The sequence below is a fragment of the Lysinibacillus fusiformis genome, from assembly GCF_016925635.1.
GTDB lineage: Bacteria > Bacillota > Bacilli > Bacillales_A > Planococcaceae > Lysinibacillus > Lysinibacillus fusiformis_F.
Genome location: NZ_CP070490.1, coordinates 3,120,582 through 3,137,195 on the forward strand (window position 1 = coordinate 3,120,582; position 16,614 = coordinate 3,137,195).

The window sequence follows — 16,614 nt, forward strand, 5'->3', positions numbered from 1 at the left end:
AAAATTCTGTACACAATCATCAAAAAAGCCTTCTCATTCTTGAGAGGGCTTTTGATGAGATTTTCCTATCAGATAGGCACTGAAAGGAATAAAAGAAATGATTTTGATGAGCAACATACAGACAAGTAAACTGGATAAAAAAAGAGAAGTGACTTGAAGGAAGGGAGTGGGTAGTAATGCGCTATAGGGTGCTATATATTCTTGAATTAGCCAGTGAATTAAAAAGATCCCAAAGGAATAGCGACTTAAAATAGGGATAAAAGGGAGTTTGGGCAAAACTTGTGCAAACGCTAGGATGCAAAATGTCATCGCCAATACGAATAGCATCATATCAATTCTTCTTGATGTAATCTGTTGGGCACCTAAATAATAATTTGTATATAAAATAGCCATTGCAAGTAGGACAGCTAGCACTGTGAAAAATTTATATCGGACGAGATAGTGGGCGATTTTTTCATAATGACTGCCCATCATATAGGCTAGTGCAAAATAAGGGAGCCAGCCCACAAAAAGTAGGCGCATAAAATGTTCATTCTGGATGAAATAATCTATCTTTACATTTGCCAGTGTCATATAGAAAATACCAAGCAAAAACATAATAGGCGTGAACCAGATACTAGATAGCTGAAATTTTTTGACTAAAAAAAAGAGTATATAGAGCTGAAAGATAGTCATGACAAACCAACCCGAAAAATCTCCTAACACAATATGACGATATAATGCATCCCAAAAGCTTTCATCATAATGAAAGGCTGCGTTAGCGGCATATAAAATGCCAGCTGCTACAAACGGTATGACAATAAACTGAAAACGACGCCATAAAAAATGGGGAGGAAGCTGGTGTTGATAGCGTTTCGCTAAAATTAAAATGGATAATAAGATAAAAGTCGGTGTAGCGAAACATAACAATAATCTAAAAAACTGGTAGTATGGCTGTTCTATATAGCCATTCATAATTTCAATATTGGTTGTAGCATGTAATAACACAATACTTAAGCAAGCCATTACCCTTACTGCGTTCCACTCATACACCATCTCCATCACCCTCATTTTCAGTAAATTGGTGGACATCTCGCTACAGCGATGCAACCTAACTAAATATATGAACATGTCATTCATGATAAAACCTGTCTTTCTTTCAACGTCTGAAAATAGTTTGCATCACAAAATATTATTAAAAAATCCTAGTAACATGGCGAGAGTTCCATTTTTGCATATGTGTCACATAACCATTATGCATATACTGTGGCAAGAGGGGGGGAGGTGAGCTTTTATGAGAATCAATTGGAAGGTTCGTCTTCAACATATTCCATTTTTACTAGGGCTATTTTCATTGTTACTCCTACTCGCACAACAAGTAGCAGCGATTTTTGGCTATGATTTTACAGGGGTGATGAGTGAGCAAATGTCATCTATTTTAAATACAGTTTTATCGATTCTTGTGTTAATGGGTGTCATTGTAGATCCAACCACACGGGGCACCAGTGATAGTGAGCGTGCCTTAATGTATCGGAGACCGAGATAAAATAAACGAAAAGTGTAATTTTACAATAAGGATAAATATGTTATACTGTTAGAAAATTGATAAAGTGGGGAGGATGATTGAATGTCTGTTGAATTGGAGCGAAGAATTGCTAAGCTTGAGGAGGAAATGGCAGATTTACGTCAGGAGTTGTCTTTATTAAAAGGCTCACAAAGCGCTGAAAAAATAAATACTCTTGATGCCAGACAGTCGATGATCAAGCAATCAGAACCAATAAAACCAAAACCAGTACTGGAGTCGAAGCCTATCCCGACTAAAGTAACGGAAAAAGAAGTGCAACCACAGCCATCGATGGAGGAACGTGTTATGTGGGCACTTCCAAAAGTATTCATGGTTATTTTAGTAATGGGCGTACTTTGGGGTCTAAAACTTGTAAGTGATTATGGTTATTTATCGAATGGCGTGAAAATCATCCTTGCCTATGCACTATCGGTAGGGTTAGCGGTTATAGCCTATGCACTAGAACGTAGAAAAGTAGGCTCAACGGCGATAACGATTTCTTTATACGGTGGGGCATTTATTGTTGGTATTTTAACAACTGCAGCGAGTGCCATTTTATACGAAATCATTGGTCTTACCCCAGCACTAGGCATTACGCTACTTTATATAGCCTATGGTATCGCCATTAGCTATTTGAAGAAAAATGAAGCACTAACTGTTTTTGTTGCCTTTACATCATTATTACTGCCTTATTTACTAGAATATATGGATTTTAGTGCCGTCATTATCTTACTATTTGTGATTGTCTTGTTTGCTGCATTGCAATGGGTCATTTATCAGCACAAGCAAAAGCTAGCCCTTTATATTGCCACATTCTTTTCGGTGCTAGCGGTGAGCGTTGTAGCGTTTATGAATAGTGATCAGCAAGTAGTTTTCGCACTTGGTTTGATTGCGATTTTGGCAATCTATTACGCAATTTGGTGCCTACTGTATAATGCACAATCAAAATGGAAGCCGCTTCACATCGGTGTCCAATTTTCTTTAGGCTCATTTAGTTTATTACTGCTGAATCTGATCATTCGTTCTCTTGAAAATGGAGAAATGCTACTCCTTATCTTAATAGTTTTATTTGGAGCACTAGCGTTTTATAGCTATCGTCAAAAATGGCAGGAAGTATTGGATAGTGCTGTGACACTTGCGTTTATCACCTTCTGCAATATGATACTTCTATTGAACATACCGAATAAAGTGGATGATTTATTGTATCCACTGATTGCATTTGCAGGTGTGATGATGAGTTTACGAATACGTGCAAGTATAATGAAGGTCGTCACTTCGCTTTCTCTTGTGATGACATTTACACTAAACTTTTTCTTTCATGAACCGAGTCCGTTTTTCAGCATAGATCATTTAAGCTTATTTATGCCAATCATCTATTTCATCATTATTTATTTATATGCAAGACGTCCAAAAGAGACACTCTCACCTTTTGAAAAGGTCATGAAGGATTTGTATGTAATCGATATTTTAGCAGTGGTCACAACTGGCTATTTCTTAGCCTATATTAGCAAACTAGATACCGTTTATTTTGCAGCAACAAATGACATTCCATACATGGTGTGTATCGTATTAGCTGCCTTATTTACTGGCTCTCTATTTGTAGAGGAAACCTATAAAGGACGTGCTTTAACGCCAGTTCTCGGCGCATTTTTCCTACTAGTCTCCTTGATGATTGGCACGAGACTGTCAATGCTGGAAAGTTTCAATAGTATTACTAGATTAATTTATATAGCAGTCATTGTAGCAATCATCGTGGATGTGCTTGTAAAAGGAATTATTTATCGATTGTACGAGGAGCGTCTAGGGAAATATGTGGACGCCATTGTAAGCGGTGGTATCGTGCTCACGATGATTTCAATATGGGGGCTAATCCATCAATTCACGTATAATAACGTGCTTGATTGGAAGCTAAGCATCGCCCTTGCAACCATTACATTATTCTTAACAGCCAGTGTCTCACTATGGATTAGTTCCACACATCATTTAAAAACACTGCGCACAACAGGCTTTATTATTTTAGTCATCGCATTTATTAAGCTAATTTTCTTTGACTTATCTGCCCTTGATTTATTGATTAGAGCTATTCTGTTTATTACCATTGGTGGTATTGGGATGCTGCTGTCGGGTAGGTTGTTGAGGAAAAAGGAATAAAATAAGAGGATATGGTTATCAGTAAAAGGTAGCCATCAAATACAAAATACCAAAGCGTATACCTTTTATTGTAACGATGTCAATAGGAAAGATGAAAAAACAGCCAAATGAGAGTTGAATTTCTCATTGGCTGTTTTCAATTGTCTAGAAAATCATAAAGATTCGCATTATGAATTATTTTCGTTGTTGTATATCAAATTATTAGTTTTCTATAATAGAGCCTTCTTCAAGAGGTAATCTTCTACCATCAGGATTAGGTAATTCTTCGAAATCATCAGATGGTCCTACACCCGGTGGGAGAGGAGGTAAATTAGAGCCCTTGTAAATTCTACCATTACCAATGAAATTAATGGAGTCAGCTACAACTGAACCTCTAATAGAAGCACTCCCGTCAATAATGAACTCAGCATTTGGTGCAATAACATATTGACCTGTAGAAGGTGTATTCCCAGAAAAAGTGATTTTGCTTCCTCCTGAAATAATATTACCATATACTTTAGAGCTCGCACCCAACGACATATTAGCACTTTGGTTAAATAATGTTGCATAAAATGGTGTAATACTATTTAAAGTGAATTGTGATGAGCCTACGTAATAGAAATTTACTTTTGAAGGGTCTGCTGTATTTGCGTTAAAGCCAATATCAGATTTAAGCGCAGTGAATTTTTTTACATATAAATTCAACTTTCCATTCCCTGTAACATTTATAGTTCCTTGTTCCATATCAAAATCATCTACTAATAAATTTGCTTCACTGTTTACGTTAATAGTAATTGTTCGATTGGAAGTAATTCTAATTTTAGATAGATGTGTATCTGATGTTAAATTGAATGTTGCATTATTTTTCAAATCGCCATTAGGATTTTCAGTTGATAATAGACCATTAGAAACTAGATCTACTTTATTAGGTAATGTATACTTTGGTAATAATGGAAGTATTGATAACTGGTTTAATTTATCCGTTGTACTTTTCCAAAAATCATTCGGTAAAAAGCTTTTTGGGTCAATGGCGAGTGGTGGTAATATTGTTTTAGGGTAATGCCATTCTTTCTTTTGTTGTTGATTATAAGGGGTAATTGATTGCTTTGTACTATCTATATTGATATTTCCACCAGTTGAACCATTTTCAGTAAGAATCTTGCCTGAATAGTTATTAAAAATAATATTCCCATATTTTAAAGATGTGTCCCCATGAATTTCGCCACTACTAGTAAATACAATATCTCCAGATGTTAAAACGGTATGATTTTCCCAACCTCCAGGTACAGTAGGTGGAGTAACATTACCGTTGCCATCTTCCTCATCATCACCGTCATCTAAATTAATATATAGGGAAGGTATAAGTTTGATTTCTTGATCAACTACACGCTTCCTAGCAGAATCAATGGCCCCAGATGAAATGATTTTGACTTTAAAATCTACACTTGTTGGTTGTAGCTTAATAGATGCTACTTTATCTGTAGAGATAGTAAACGATGTGTCAGAAAAATATCCCTCATCAATTGCCTTATCAAATTCCTTTTTTAGAACAACATCTACATAATGCTGCATTGCCATTTGCTTTGTTAACTTTGGTAATTTATTAGCTTTACGATAAATATTTTGATCAGTAATCCAGTTCGTCATTTCTTGAATTGCGTCATCCTCAATTTTTCTTAATTTAAATTTTACTTCCTCTTTAGCTAAATTAACCCCAGCCTCAGCAATATAAAACACCGCCTGATCTTTTCGCTCATAGTCTACTTGTTTTAGACTGTTAGAAGAGACACTGAGTAAAGAAATACCAAGGATTGAGATAATCACAACTAAAAATAACGCAAGCGCAAGCGCTGAACCTCGTTGATTTTTAATTTGTTTACTCATTATTTTCCTCTCCTTTGAGTAATATCTGTTGTAGCTGTTCGACCATCTTCACTTATAATTTCAATTTTACCTCCGCGGATCGTAAAGTCGGAAATTTTATAAGCAATGACTTCTTCACTACCATTTGAATTTCGAATAATTTGATTATTTTCTAATCTATAAGTTGATACAATTTCTTCACCTAACCGTAATATGTGTAATTCTGTCGGAGGGTCTGTTGTTTCATCAGGTTCTGTTTTAAGGTCATCACTCTTCCGAAAATCCTTCGTAATTATTTTTAATGCAAAAGATAAATCCTTAATATCACGATTATGTGTACTTTGCTCGAGTTGTTGTTTTGTAGCAGTTGTTACAATACTAATACTCAGCATTGATACGATAGCAAGAATAACAACGACTGTAAGCACTTCGAATAATGTAAGGCCTTTGCTATTTCGGAGCCACTTCATCTTTTGCACCCCCTAGTATATACACATTTTCCATAGTTGCTTTGCTATTTGTACTGTTTTCAATAACTTCTAGATGCACATAAACCGCATTTTTATAAGTGTCACCTGCAGGGAATGTTTCTAATGTTAAATAGTAAGTAAAACGATCTTCTTCATGTGGTAGATATTTATACACTTGGTTAGTCGGTAGAGAAGACAAGGATGTTCCAGGGTTCTCTTCATCCAATGTATAGCCCCCTGCTAATTCTTTATAAGAAATAGCTCCACCAGACACATTATAAATCTCCTCCATCTTTTCTTGTGCCGCATAAGTAGCATCCATAATATCATTTGATTTATGCGTTGTTTTATTTGACTGAACGAGTAAGCCAAAAAATGAAATTAACACAATGCCTATTATTAAAAGGGCTGCGACAACTTCAATCAAAGACATGCCTTGATTGTTTTTAAGGTATTTTTTCAAATGATTTCCCTCCCTATACAACTAGTGATATATCAATAGTTTGATCTATTTTGAGTATCCGAAAAATATTTTTTACATCTATATCTTATTCTATTTTGTTTTATTGATTTCTTTGCCCATTCCTATATAATGAGGACTTCTCAGAGCAATGCTTTATCAGCCGTTTGAAAACTAACAAATCTTTCGTCATTTGGTGTTCATAAACATAGATTTCATGTAAGGTATGAAAAACCTCCTAAATGTCATGATTATTGTTAATGCTAAAGATATAGTTAACTTCAATTTATTATAAAATAAAATTTTCTGCCTATGTAAGTAAATTCATAAAGATGATGAATTATAAGTAGTTGATTAAGGCTATTATAACAAATTCCAAATATATATTGAATGAATTTTAAGGTTATGTATAGTTCTTTATGACTAATAGTTGAATTATTTTTGAATTTTCGCGTGAATTATCTAATCAAAATCGGAACAAAGTTGCATTTTGGTAGTGTCAGAATACCATAGTTGTAGTATCATTTGTATATAAATAGAAAAACCACTAAGTAAAATAAAGGATGATGTGGATGAAAACATACATAAAAATAATTAGCTTGTTTTTGGTAATTGTTCTAATTGTGGGATTTTTTGTTCCATCATTTGTGCTAAATGACACAGTTTTTGCTAAAGAAGGTCCCGAATCTTCAACCATTGGAGGGATTGAGATCAATGATGTGAAAACATCAGATTTAGCCACAACTTTACAAAATGCAATCTCAGAATGGCAAGGTGAGGAAATAGAAATTGTTAGTGATGGTATTTCCAAAACCATAGACCCAAAACAATTTGTTTTTGACACATCAGCAGCTATTGCTCAGTACGAAATGCTGACAAAAAAGCCTTGGTATGCATTTTGGCAAAAAGAGAAAATTGTTCATATTCCCATTCCTGTTACCGTTAATGAAGTAATTACACAGCAAATAGATGAAGCAGGTATTTGGGATACAGATAAAACACTTCAGAAATTAATCTTACAGGCCAGCTATTTGAAGGAGCATAAGGTTGAAGCCGTGATCAATGAAGATTCCATGCAAACCGAGGAAAGGATTGCCTTTCAGATTGCCGAGCTACCAGCAAATAGTCAAGGGGTAGCGAAAATCATTCCGTTATTAAATGATGTTAATCTTGTTCCAAATCAATCAATCTCGTTGCTTACACTTTTAGGTGAACAGGCTGGGGTTGTCAATGATGCAGGTTTAGATTTTGTCGCGTCTATCCTATATAGTGTCATTCTTCAAACGGATTACGAAATTCTTGAAAGACATTCTCAGGAAATCAATCCAAGCTATTTACAGCAGGGAATTGAAGCGGATATCAATGCAGCATTAGTAAAAGACTTACAATTTATTAATCGTTCCGAACAGCTTGGTAAAATGAAAGCATCTATGGAAGGTAATCAATTAAAGATAGAAGTTTTTGCAGCAGCGAAAGACAAGGACATTACAGTTCGCGTCAGCAAGGATAAAATCGTGAAGCCACGAATTATTTATCGCTATTCGGAGGATTTAAAAGCTGGACAAGAACGAGTGGAGCAAGAGGGTAAAGAGGGTTCAAGAGTGGAAGTGTATCGTTCCATTGTAGAGAACGGAGCAACAGAAGAACAATTCATTAGTAGAGATTATTATGCACCTCAAAATCGAATTGTTACGCGTTCATCGCAGGAGCCTGTTACGATCACAACACCTACTCAAAACGTAGGGGCAGGAACATCAGATCCTGATTTAGAAGTGGATTTAGATGGGAATGGCTTGCCTGACGTGAAACCTTCAACACCAGAGGAAACAAAGCAAGAAGATGGACCAGAAATTGTCTATGGCTACTATGACAAGGGTGGCAATTTTGTACAAACAAGTCCATAACGATTGGAGGTATGTTTATGGCAATGAAGCCAGGGCGTAAACGTTTAGGGGATTTACTGGTTGAATCAGGTGTTATCACAGCTGACCAGCTAGAGTACGCATTAACTACTAAGATGAAAAATGAGAAGCTTGGAGATTTCCTTATTAAAGAAAACTTCCTAACAGAGCAGCAGCTTATTGAGGTCTTAGAATTCCAGCTGGGTATTCCTCATATAAGCTTGAATCAGTTTTCAATTAGTCCCGAATTATTACAGCTAATTCCTGCGGAGCTGGCAAAGCGGACAAATATTATGCCGATTCGCAAAGAAAAAAATAAATTGTTTATTGCAATGGAAGACCCGATGGATTATTTCGCCATTGAGGAAGTTCGTATGACGACGGGCTGCCAAATCGAGACAAGTATTGCAGCAAAAGATGATTTATATCGGACGATAACAAAATACTATGATTTGCAGGAATCAATGGATGCGGCCATGTTGGATTTGGCTGCCACAAGTACGGAAACACAAGACGAAATTGAGAATGAGGATTCACCTATTGTTCGTTTAGTGAATCAAATAATTGCCAATGGTGTCGCACAGCGCGCAAGTGATATCCATTTTGATCCACAAGAGACAGAGCTACGTGTCCGCTATCGAGTAGATGGTGTGCTTCGTACTGAACGATCCTTGCCCAAGCATATGCAAAATGTCGTATTGGCTCGTATTAAAATTATGGGTAATTTAAATATTACAGAAAATCGTATCCCACAGGATGGACGTATTAAAACCAATGTTAATTTTAGACCTGTCGATATACGTTTAGCCACATTACCAACAGTCTATGGTGAAAAGGTTGTTATGCGTATTTTAGATTTAACCAATTCAGCCAATGATATTGATAAATTAGGCTTTAGTGCAAGTAATGAGGCACTTTTTAGGAAAATGATAGCCCATCCAAACGGTATGATGTTGATTACTGGTCCAACAGGCTCAGGGAAGTCCTCTACGTTATATGCGGCACTTTCTCATTTAAATGAAGAAGGCGTCAATATTATTACGGTTGAGGACCCAGTGGAATATCAATTAGATGGTATCAACCAGATACAAGTAAAAGAGGAAGTCGGCTTAACATTTGCGGTAGGTTTACGATCGATTTTACGACAGGATCCTGACATTGTGATGGTGGGGGAAATTCGTGACCTTGAAACAGCTCAAATTGCTATTCGTGCTTCACTAACAGGCCATCTAGTGTTAAGTACGCTGCACACTAATAGTGCCATAGAATCTATTTCAAGACTACATGATATGGGAATTGAGCCATTTCTACTATCCTCTTCCCTTGTAGGAATCATGGCGCAACGTCTTGTACGTAAAGTTTGTCGTGATTGTGCTGAGCCATATGTATTCACTTCTCGTGAACTTGAAATACTTGAAGAAAATGGGGTGGAGGGCGTAACGCATGGAAAAAAAGGTCGTGGATGTCCTGCCTGCAACCATACAGGCTACCGAGGGCGTATGGCGATTCATGAAATCCTCCCTGTTGATCGCCAAATAAAGGATATGATTTTAAATCGTGTTGGTGATAGCGTTCTACGTGATTATATGAATGAGAAAGGCTTCCATACCTTATTAGTAGATGGATTACTAAAGGTTGTAGCTGGCAAAACAACCACATCAGAAATATTACGTGTTGCAAGTGCAGACTAGGGGTGAAAGAAATGACAGCATATTCAATCGTTGAATTATTAACACGTGCATTTGAAGAGAAAGCATCGGATCTACATCTAACAAAAGATATTCCACCAGTATATCGTATTCATGGGCAACTGGAGCATTATGGCACAGTGCCGCTAGAAACAGAAGATTTAAAGGAAATGGTAAAGGTCATTCTCCCTGTCCATAAACAACAGGAGTTTGAGGACAAAGGTGAAACTGACTTTAACTTTTCATTGCCTGGGAAATGTCGATTCCGTGTCAACGCATATCATCAGCGAAATGAAGTAACGATTGCGGCTCGTTTAATTGAGGCTAAAATTCCTTCTATTGAAGCGCTCAATATGCCACAAGTGTTATATAAGCTTGCGGAAAAACCACAAGGCTTAATTTTAGTGACTGGCCCAACAGGCTCAGGGAAATCAACTACCTTGGCAGCAATGATTGATCATATTAATGAAACGAGATCAAAACATATTATTACGTTAGAGGATCCAATCGAATACTTGCATACACATAAGAAATCTGTCATCAATCAGCGTGAGATTGGTGTCGATACGATGAGCTTTGCAAATGGTTTACGTGCATCACTACGTCAGGACCCAGATATTATTTTAGTCGGGGAGATGCGAGATTACGAAACCATTTCAACGGCTATTACGGCTGCTGAAACAGGGCATTTAGTCATGGCTACACTTCATACAAGTAGTGCACCAACAACGATCGACCGTATTATAGACGTATTTCCACCACATCAGCAAAGTCAAATTCGTGTGCAGCTTGCGAATGTACTGCAAGGTATTGTTTCTCAGCGTTTATTTGTACGTAAGGATGTAAAAGGGCGTATTGCTGCGACAGAAATTTTAGTACAGGCACCTGCCATCTCGAATTTAATTCGTAATGAAAAAATCCATCAAATTCCAAGTGTGATGCAGACAAGTAAAGCATTAGGTATGCACACATTGGAATATTCGATGCAACACCTAATTACGACGGGTAAGATTTCACTAGAGGATGCACGACCATATATGAACGCTGGTGATTATAGTTGACGATATTTCGTTATAGTGGTCGTACCAAAACAGGAGCACCTAAAAAGGGCATTATCGAGGCACCGAATAAAAAGGTAGCCATGGAAAAGCTTCGAGCACAAGGAATTAATGCACGAGAACTTCAGGAATCAAATAGCATTTTACATAAAGATATTGCTTTTGGGACAAAAGTGAAGCACCAGGAATTTGTTATTTATTGTCGGCAATATGCGACATTAATTCGTGCGGGCGTTCCTGTCGTTGAAGCAACCCATATTTTGGGTGAGCAAACGCGGAGTAAACCACTGAAACGAGCATTGATGCAGGTTGAAGAGGATATTCGAAATGGGATGGCATTTTCAGATGCAGCAGGTAAACATCCAAAAGTGTTTCCATTGCTATTTGTCAATATGATGCGTGCTGGTGAGGCTACAGGAAACGTCGATGATACATTAGATCGTCTTGCAAGCACACTAGAGAAGCAATATAACATCAAGAAAAAAATTCAATCTGCCATGACCTATCCAGCGATTTTATCACTTTTAACACTGGTGGTTGGTATGTTTTTAATGGTGTTCATTGTGCCAACCTTTATGGATGCATTTAAAGAAATGAATTTGGAAATGCCGTTAATAACGGTCATTGTAGTAGGTATTAGTGATTGGCTCATTCAATTTTGGTACCTTGTGATTTTGGGACTATTGGTGTTAGTAGTGGGCTTACACTATTTCTATAAAAATAATAAAGAGTTTCATTATGCCGTCAATGTATTTTTACTGCGTATGCCAATCTTTGGACAGCTGTTGCAAAAGGATATTATCGCGAGAATGACAAGAACCTTGTCAACACTCTTTAGCAGCTCCGTGCCAATTCTACAAGCCTTAACAATTGTAGAAAAGGTTGGTGGTAATCCAGTAATGGGTAAAGTAGTACTGGAAGCCCGCGATAATTTAGAAAAGGGTGGCACATTATCAGAACCACTTGAAAAAAGCTGGCTATTTCCACCACTTGTTACACAAATGACATCAATTGGTGAGAAAACAGGGTCCTTGGATTACATGCTTGAAAAGATAGCTGACTTTTATGAAGAAGAGGTAAATCGTGCCGTCGATACAATGAAGTCACTTATCGAGCCTTTAATGATTGTGGTATTGGCCTTAGTTGTAGGAGTCATTGTAGCGGCTATATTCTTACCAATGTTCCAACTATATGAAAATATGTAATATTTATATGGATGCCCGTTTGTTCCGCTTAATGGAAAATATCTACTTAGATTTGCTAACAAAAGAAGCGGAAAGTAGGTATCTTCACGTTTAAGTATTAAAGGAGAGACTGGACATGGGAAATAGGCTAAAGAACGAAAAGGGTTTGACATTAGTCGAGCTTTTGGCAGTCATTGTTATTCTAGCTATCGTTGCTGCCATTGCAGTTCCTGCTATAGGTAATGTCATTGATAATTCACGTTATAAGGCATTAAAGGCAGATGCTATCAATGTCATTCATGCCGCACAGTTTTATTTTATGGAGCATCCAAGTGCCGATCCATGGCAAGAGGTCAAAGTGAGAAAATTAGTATCCGAGGGTTATTTAGATAGTGCAGGTAAAATATTAGAGGCAGATAAAGAAAATCAATATGCTAATGTCCAATTTATGAATGGGGTCTATTACTTTAGTGCTCATGCAATTTATTACAGCAGTGGAAAATATATTAATTTTGATAATGCCACCTTACAGCATATTGCAGACGATATTCGCAAGGGCAGCAAGGGAACTGGTGGCAAATGTATTGGGCGAGATTGTGCAGCTTCGCCATAATGTTCAGAAGTTCGTGTATACACACTTCATATAAAACTTTTAAGGAGGAATTCTCTATGTTTAAAAAATGGAAAAATAAAAAACTATTGAAAAATGAGAAAGGTTTAACATTAGTTGAACTATTAGCTGTAATTGTTATCCTAGCAATTATCGCAGCAATCGCAGTACCGGCAATTGGTAATATTATTGATAAGTCGAAGGACCGTGCGATTCTTGCAGAAGCGTCAAATATTCTTTCAGGGGCGAAGATTGCTTATATTGATGGGGCATGTGACAACAATGGTACATGTGGAGAAACAGCATTAGATCCGTTTGTAGATGGAATTAATTTAGCAGGCACTTCAGTTACTTTTGCTAATGATACATGGACAATTGAGTATCCTAGGTTTAATGATATGAAAACTGATCTCAAATTAGATAAAACAGAAGTAACTGAATCAGAACTAAATGAAAAATTATCAAATGCAGGAGAAAAACCGGTTGGAGGAAATCCTAAAGATCCAACGCAGTAATCAGTCCTCCCCACCCACTCAGAAACGCAAATTTTCTTGCGTTTCTGGCTGGGAAATGGATGACTAATTGAAAAAATCATTTATACTGAATAGGGTAAGGAGGTCTTTTCACATGTTTAAGAGAAAAAGAAAGTCGCATGTTTCGATTGAACTGAAGGATTATGTGCTGCGTGCGATTGTGGCGAAAGGACCAGAGCCTAATCAGTGGCAAGGCTATGAATACCCTTTAACAGCTGGAATCGTTGAAAATGGGACAATCGTCGATGAGGTAGCTCTTTTTGAGATTATTAAAGAGCAAGTGATGAAATGGACAGGGAAAAAACAGGCTGTCCGTATGTTTGTACCTGATACGACGGTTTTATTAAAAAACTTTGAGCACCCTAAAGATGTCAAACCTCAGGAATTACGAGGATATGCTGAAATGGAATTGGGGCATTCCATTCACTTACCATTTCAAGACCCTTTAATTGATGTTTATGATGCAGATGCCGAGGATGGTAAGGCCATTTTATTTGCTGCGCCCTCAGAAGAGATTACGAAAATGGTAGGGATGCTGCTAGATGTTTCATTAGAACCGGAAGCTGCCGATATTCGTGCGCTATGCAATATACGTTTATTAGAGCACATGTCATTATTAATGCCTAATAAAACGTATTTAATTGCGGAATGGTCGATTAATGAGCTCTCTATCAGTATTTTTTCCAATGGCCAAGTGGAGTTTTTGCGCTATCAATCGATTGAAGTGGATATGACGCAATGGCAGGGGAAGAAAGAGAATGAGTTTAACTATCAATTTATCTATAATGGCGAGGCTGAGAATTATCAAATGGTCGTGATGGATCAGGTTTTGGAGATCGATCGAATGATGAATTTCTTTAAGTTTTCTTTACATAAAGGTGAAAAAGCAGTGGATGAAATTATCATGCTTGGGGATAACCCATTATTGAAATCAATAGGAAACTTATTAGCTTCTAATTTAGAACCACCACTGAGGGTTGTCGATGGGAAAAAAATTGAGAAATTGTTTCCTCGCTTTAAGCGAGAATTTTCAACGTTGCTTGGCTTAGCTTTGAAGGAGGTTCATTAATGGTTCCAGATATAAACCTCTTACCACAACTTGAAAAAAGAACGACCTCTCCAAAGCTTTTTTATAGCTTGGTGATAGTCATTGTTGGACTCATTGTGGCTTATTTACTTTTTTTATTTTTTACGTCAAAAAGTGATTTAGCACGATTGACTGCAGAGGAACAGGCATTAACGACACAGCTTGATCAATTACAGCAAGAGTTAGATGCAAGACAAAGTGTCGACCAAGGTTCGTTGGAAGAATCTGTGACATTTATTCAAGGTGTTTCTTATCCTGTAACACCGTTGATTGATGAAACGAGAACTTTATTACCAACTCATTCGTATTTACGTAGCTACGTTTTCGGGGAGAATACGGTAAACATTGAAGTGGATTTTGAAACGATGACAGATATATCAAAATATGTGGAGCGACTTTTAATGAGTAGCTATTTTACAGACGCTCAAATAAACACGGTCTCAAACTTTGATATAGAACTAGGGGAACAAAGGGAATTAACACCCCAACAAAAATTTAAAGAAGTACCGCGCTATTCAGTGTCTATTACAGCGACAATCGACTTTATGTATTTAGCTGGAGGACGACGCTCATGAATAAATTAACAAGTAGTAAAAATTCATCCATCATCTTATTGCTTGCGCTGATAGCTGCTATTTTATTTGCGCTGTATTATTATTTGCTATCACCAAAATTAAATGAAGTGAATGAAAAAGAGCGTAATGTATTGCAGGTGCAGCAAGAATTAGCTAGTGTCAAAGAACAACTCGCTCAATTGGACAAGGAGCAGGGACAGCCTACTACTAATATATTAACGCTAAGACAAAAGCTACCTGCAACAAGAGCCGTTGAAAAGATAATTCTCGATTTAGCTGAGATTGAAGAGGTGACAGGAACTCGTATACAGTCTTTAACTGTCCAAGGTGAGAATGGCACTGTGACACCTTCAGATGTATCGAATGAGCTCAATATGTTAGAACAGGCTGAAGCAGAGGTCAATGGTGATCAGGAGAACAAGGAGACCACTACACCGATTGCATCTCTTTCAAAGGACTCTTTACCAGCTAATTTAAAGCTCATTACTTTTATCTTAGAGGTTGGTGCGCTTGATTTTAATTCTCTTGAAAGCTTTTTACAGGAGGTTGAACAATTAGAGCGCGTGATGAAAACCGATAAGATCGAATTTAAATTACCTGGTGAGCAGGAACAGCTAGAGAAAGATGCAGATCTTACGTTAAAGGCAACAGTGCAAGTGACGACGTTCTATTACGAAGAACAACAATAAACTTTATTGATAGGCGCGCCATACTTCATTTGTATGGGCGCCTATTGGTTTAGGAGGACATAAAATTGGAAATGGCTTATACGATCTTTATTTTTTTATTTGGACTTGTCTTTGGCTCTTTTTATAATGTTGTCGGCTTACGTATACCGCAGAAGGAGTCGATTGTACACCCTCCTTCCCATTGTACGAAATGCCAGAGACGACTAACGGCGCTTGATTTAGTGCCAGTATTGTCCTATGTATTTTTAGGAGGAAAATGTCGGAGTTGTGGCAACAAAATTTCTTGGGTTTACCCAGTCATAGAATTAATGACAGGTGTATTATTTGCCTTTGCTTATTGGCGGCTAGGCTGGAGCATAGAAGTAATAGTAGCGTTCGTTTTTATCTCCTTATTAGTCATCATTGTAGTGTCAGATTTGGCCTATATGCAGATTCCAGATAAGGTGCTATTATTCTTTTTACCCTTGCTTGCTATTGGACGAGTGCTGTCACCATTAACACCTTGGTGGGACTCTCTTGTGGGTGCTGTTGTTGGTTTTGGCATATTATATATAATTGCTGTGCTATCGAACGGTGGCATGGGTGGAGGCGATATTAAATTATTCTTTTTAATTGGACTCGTTCTGGGTACAATTGATACACTGTTAACGCTGTTTTTAGCTGCAGTTATTGGTATGATTGTCGGATTTACTGTGTTATCGAAGAACAAACAGGGGAGAAAAACACCCATTCCGTTTGGGCCTTCTATTGCATTGGCCGCAGTCATTGTTTATTTCTATGGCGATCTATTAATCAATTGGTATTTAGGCTTTTGGTAATTGTT

General features: G+C 37.2%; 16 protein-coding genes. 12 read left to right on the plus strand and 4 right to left on the minus strand.

The features are described from left to right. Positions 1-33: 33 nt before the first annotated feature. Positions 34-1,035 carry an acyltransferase family protein gene (locus JTI58_RS15145; protein ID WP_243456056.1) on the minus strand — a complete coding sequence of 334 codons (1,002 nt, stop codon included), beginning with the start codon at positions 1,033-1,035 and terminating at the stop codon, positions 34-36. A 238-nt stretch (positions 1,036-1,273) separates the two neighbouring features. Here JTI58_RS15145 and JTI58_RS15150 point away from each other — a divergent pair, with 238 nt between their 5' ends. Both JTI58_RS15150 and JTI58_RS15155 read left to right on the plus strand, forming a co-directional pair. Then, positions 1,274-1,525, plus strand: a complete 252-nt coding sequence (locus JTI58_RS15150) for a phage holin (RefSeq protein WP_016991985.1) — start codon at positions 1,274-1,276, stop codon at positions 1,523-1,525. Positions 1,526-1,606: 81 nt separating this feature from the next. Next, positions 1,607-3,694, plus strand: coding sequence for a DUF2339 domain-containing protein (locus JTI58_RS15155; RefSeq protein ID WP_205442083.1), 2,088 nt, complete (start codon positions 1,607-1,609; stop codon positions 3,692-3,694). 201 nt (positions 3,695-3,895) lie between these two features. Here JTI58_RS15155 and JTI58_RS15160 read toward each other — a convergent pair whose 3' ends face one another. The 3 genes from JTI58_RS15160 to JTI58_RS15170 are packed head-to-tail and all read right to left on the minus strand — an operon-like array spanning position 3,896 to position 6,469. Then, on the minus strand, positions 3,896-5,557 hold the full coding sequence (locus tag JTI58_RS15160; protein ID WP_205442084.1) for a pilus assembly PilX N-terminal domain-containing protein: 1,662 nt from the start codon (positions 5,555-5,557) through the stop codon (positions 3,896-3,898). After that, positions 5,557-6,006, minus strand: a complete 450-nt coding sequence (locus JTI58_RS15165) for a PulJ/GspJ family protein (protein ID WP_205442085.1) — start codon at positions 6,004-6,006, stop codon at positions 5,557-5,559. Before JTI58_RS15165 ends, JTI58_RS15160 begins: the two co-directional genes overlap by 1 nt. Next, positions 5,987-6,469: a type IV pilus modification PilV family protein gene (locus tag JTI58_RS15170; protein ID WP_205442086.1), complete on the minus strand. Its 483-nt coding sequence runs from the start codon at positions 6,467-6,469 to the stop codon at positions 5,987-5,989. The genes JTI58_RS15165 and JTI58_RS15170 overlap by 20 nt, the downstream gene beginning before the upstream one ends. A gap of 569 nt (positions 6,470-7,038) precedes the next feature. Here JTI58_RS15170 and JTI58_RS15175 point away from each other — a divergent pair. The 10 genes from JTI58_RS15175 to JTI58_RS15220 all read left to right on the plus strand — a co-directional run bounded on the left by JTI58_RS15175 (position 7,039) and on the right by JTI58_RS15220 (position 16,609). Next, positions 7,039-8,370: a G5 domain-containing protein gene (locus JTI58_RS15175; protein ID WP_205442087.1), complete on the plus strand. Its 1,332-nt coding sequence runs from the start codon at positions 7,039-7,041 to the stop codon at positions 8,368-8,370. Positions 8,371-8,387: 17 nt separating this feature from the next. Next, a complete protein-coding gene (locus JTI58_RS15180) occupies positions 8,388-10,058 on the plus strand; it encodes a GspE/PulE family protein (protein WP_205442088.1) in 1,671 nt (556 codons plus the stop codon). Between the two features lie 11 nt (positions 10,059-10,069). Further along, positions 10,070-11,116: a type IV pilus twitching motility protein PilT gene (locus JTI58_RS15185; RefSeq protein WP_205442089.1), complete on the plus strand. Its 1,047-nt coding sequence runs from the start codon at positions 10,070-10,072 to the stop codon at positions 11,114-11,116. Next, positions 11,113-12,318 carry a type II secretion system F family protein gene (locus JTI58_RS15190; protein WP_036080216.1) on the plus strand — a complete coding sequence of 402 codons (1,206 nt, stop codon included), beginning with the start codon at positions 11,113-11,115 and terminating at the stop codon, positions 12,316-12,318. The genes JTI58_RS15185 and JTI58_RS15190 overlap by 4 nt, the downstream gene beginning before the upstream one ends. Before the next feature lie 115 nt (positions 12,319-12,433). Continuing rightward, the gene (locus tag JTI58_RS15195) at positions 12,434-12,910 is read left to right on the plus strand and encodes a prepilin-type N-terminal cleavage/methylation domain-containing protein (RefSeq protein ID WP_205442090.1); all 477 of its coding nucleotides are present in this window, start codon (positions 12,434-12,436) and stop codon (positions 12,908-12,910) included. Positions 12,911-12,966: 56 nt separating this feature from the next. Continuing rightward, on the plus strand, positions 12,967-13,422 hold the full coding sequence (locus tag JTI58_RS15200; protein WP_205442091.1) for a prepilin-type N-terminal cleavage/methylation domain-containing protein: 456 nt from the start codon (positions 12,967-12,969) through the stop codon (positions 13,420-13,422). Between the two features lie 112 nt (positions 13,423-13,534). Continuing rightward, positions 13,535-14,509, plus strand: coding sequence for a type IV pilus biogenesis protein PilM (pilM, locus tag JTI58_RS15205; protein ID WP_205442092.1), 975 nt, complete (start codon positions 13,535-13,537; stop codon positions 14,507-14,509). Continuing rightward, positions 14,509-15,102, plus strand: a complete 594-nt coding sequence (locus JTI58_RS15210) for a PilN domain-containing protein (RefSeq protein WP_205442093.1) — start codon at positions 14,509-14,511, stop codon at positions 15,100-15,102. The genes pilM and JTI58_RS15210 overlap by 1 nt, the downstream gene beginning before the upstream one ends. Next, a complete protein-coding gene (locus JTI58_RS15215; RefSeq protein ID WP_205442095.1) occupies positions 15,099-15,791 on the plus strand; it encodes a hypothetical protein in 693 nt (230 codons plus the stop codon). Before JTI58_RS15210 ends, JTI58_RS15215 begins: the two co-directional genes overlap by 4 nt. A 65-nt stretch (positions 15,792-15,856) precedes the next feature. After that, positions 15,857-16,609, plus strand: coding sequence for a prepilin peptidase (locus JTI58_RS15220; protein WP_205442096.1), 753 nt, complete (start codon positions 15,857-15,859; stop codon positions 16,607-16,609). Positions 16,610-16,614: the final 5 nt, after the last annotated feature.

Coding starts and splice junctions, on each gene's coding strand:
- JTI58_RS15145 (WP_243456056.1), bottom strand. CDS start 1,035: ATGGTGTATGAGTGGAACGCAGTAAGGGTAATGGCTTGCTTAAGTATT.
- JTI58_RS15150 (WP_016991985.1), top strand. CDS start 1,274: ATGAGAATCAATTGGAAGGTTCGTCTTCAACATATTCCATTTTTACTA.
- JTI58_RS15155 (WP_205442083.1), top strand. CDS start 1,607: ATGTCTGTTGAATTGGAGCGAAGAATTGCTAAGCTTGAGGAGGAAATG.
- JTI58_RS15160 (WP_205442084.1), bottom strand. CDS start 5,557: ATGAGTAAACAAATTAAAAATCAACGAGGTTCAGCGCTTGCGCTTGCG.
- JTI58_RS15165 (WP_205442085.1), bottom strand. CDS start 6,006: ATGAAGTGGCTCCGAAATAGCAAAGGCCTTACATTATTCGAAGTGCTT.
- JTI58_RS15175 (WP_205442087.1), top strand. CDS start 7,039: ATGAAAACATACATAAAAATAATTAGCTTGTTTTTGGTAATTGTTCTA.
- JTI58_RS15180 (WP_205442088.1), top strand. CDS start 8,388: ATGGCAATGAAGCCAGGGCGTAAACGTTTAGGGGATTTACTGGTTGAA.
- JTI58_RS15185 (WP_205442089.1), top strand. CDS start 10,070: ATGACAGCATATTCAATCGTTGAATTATTAACACGTGCATTTGAAGAG.
- JTI58_RS15195 (WP_205442090.1), top strand. CDS start 12,434: ATGGGAAATAGGCTAAAGAACGAAAAGGGTTTGACATTAGTCGAGCTT.
- JTI58_RS15200 (WP_205442091.1), top strand. CDS start 12,967: ATGTTTAAAAAATGGAAAAATAAAAAACTATTGAAAAATGAGAAAGGT.
- pilM (WP_205442092.1), top strand. CDS start 13,535: ATGTTTAAGAGAAAAAGAAAGTCGCATGTTTCGATTGAACTGAAGGAT.
- JTI58_RS15210 (WP_205442093.1), top strand. CDS start 14,509: ATGGTTCCAGATATAAACCTCTTACCACAACTTGAAAAAAGAACGACC.
- JTI58_RS15215 (WP_205442095.1), top strand. CDS start 15,099: ATGAATAAATTAACAAGTAGTAAAAATTCATCCATCATCTTATTGCTT.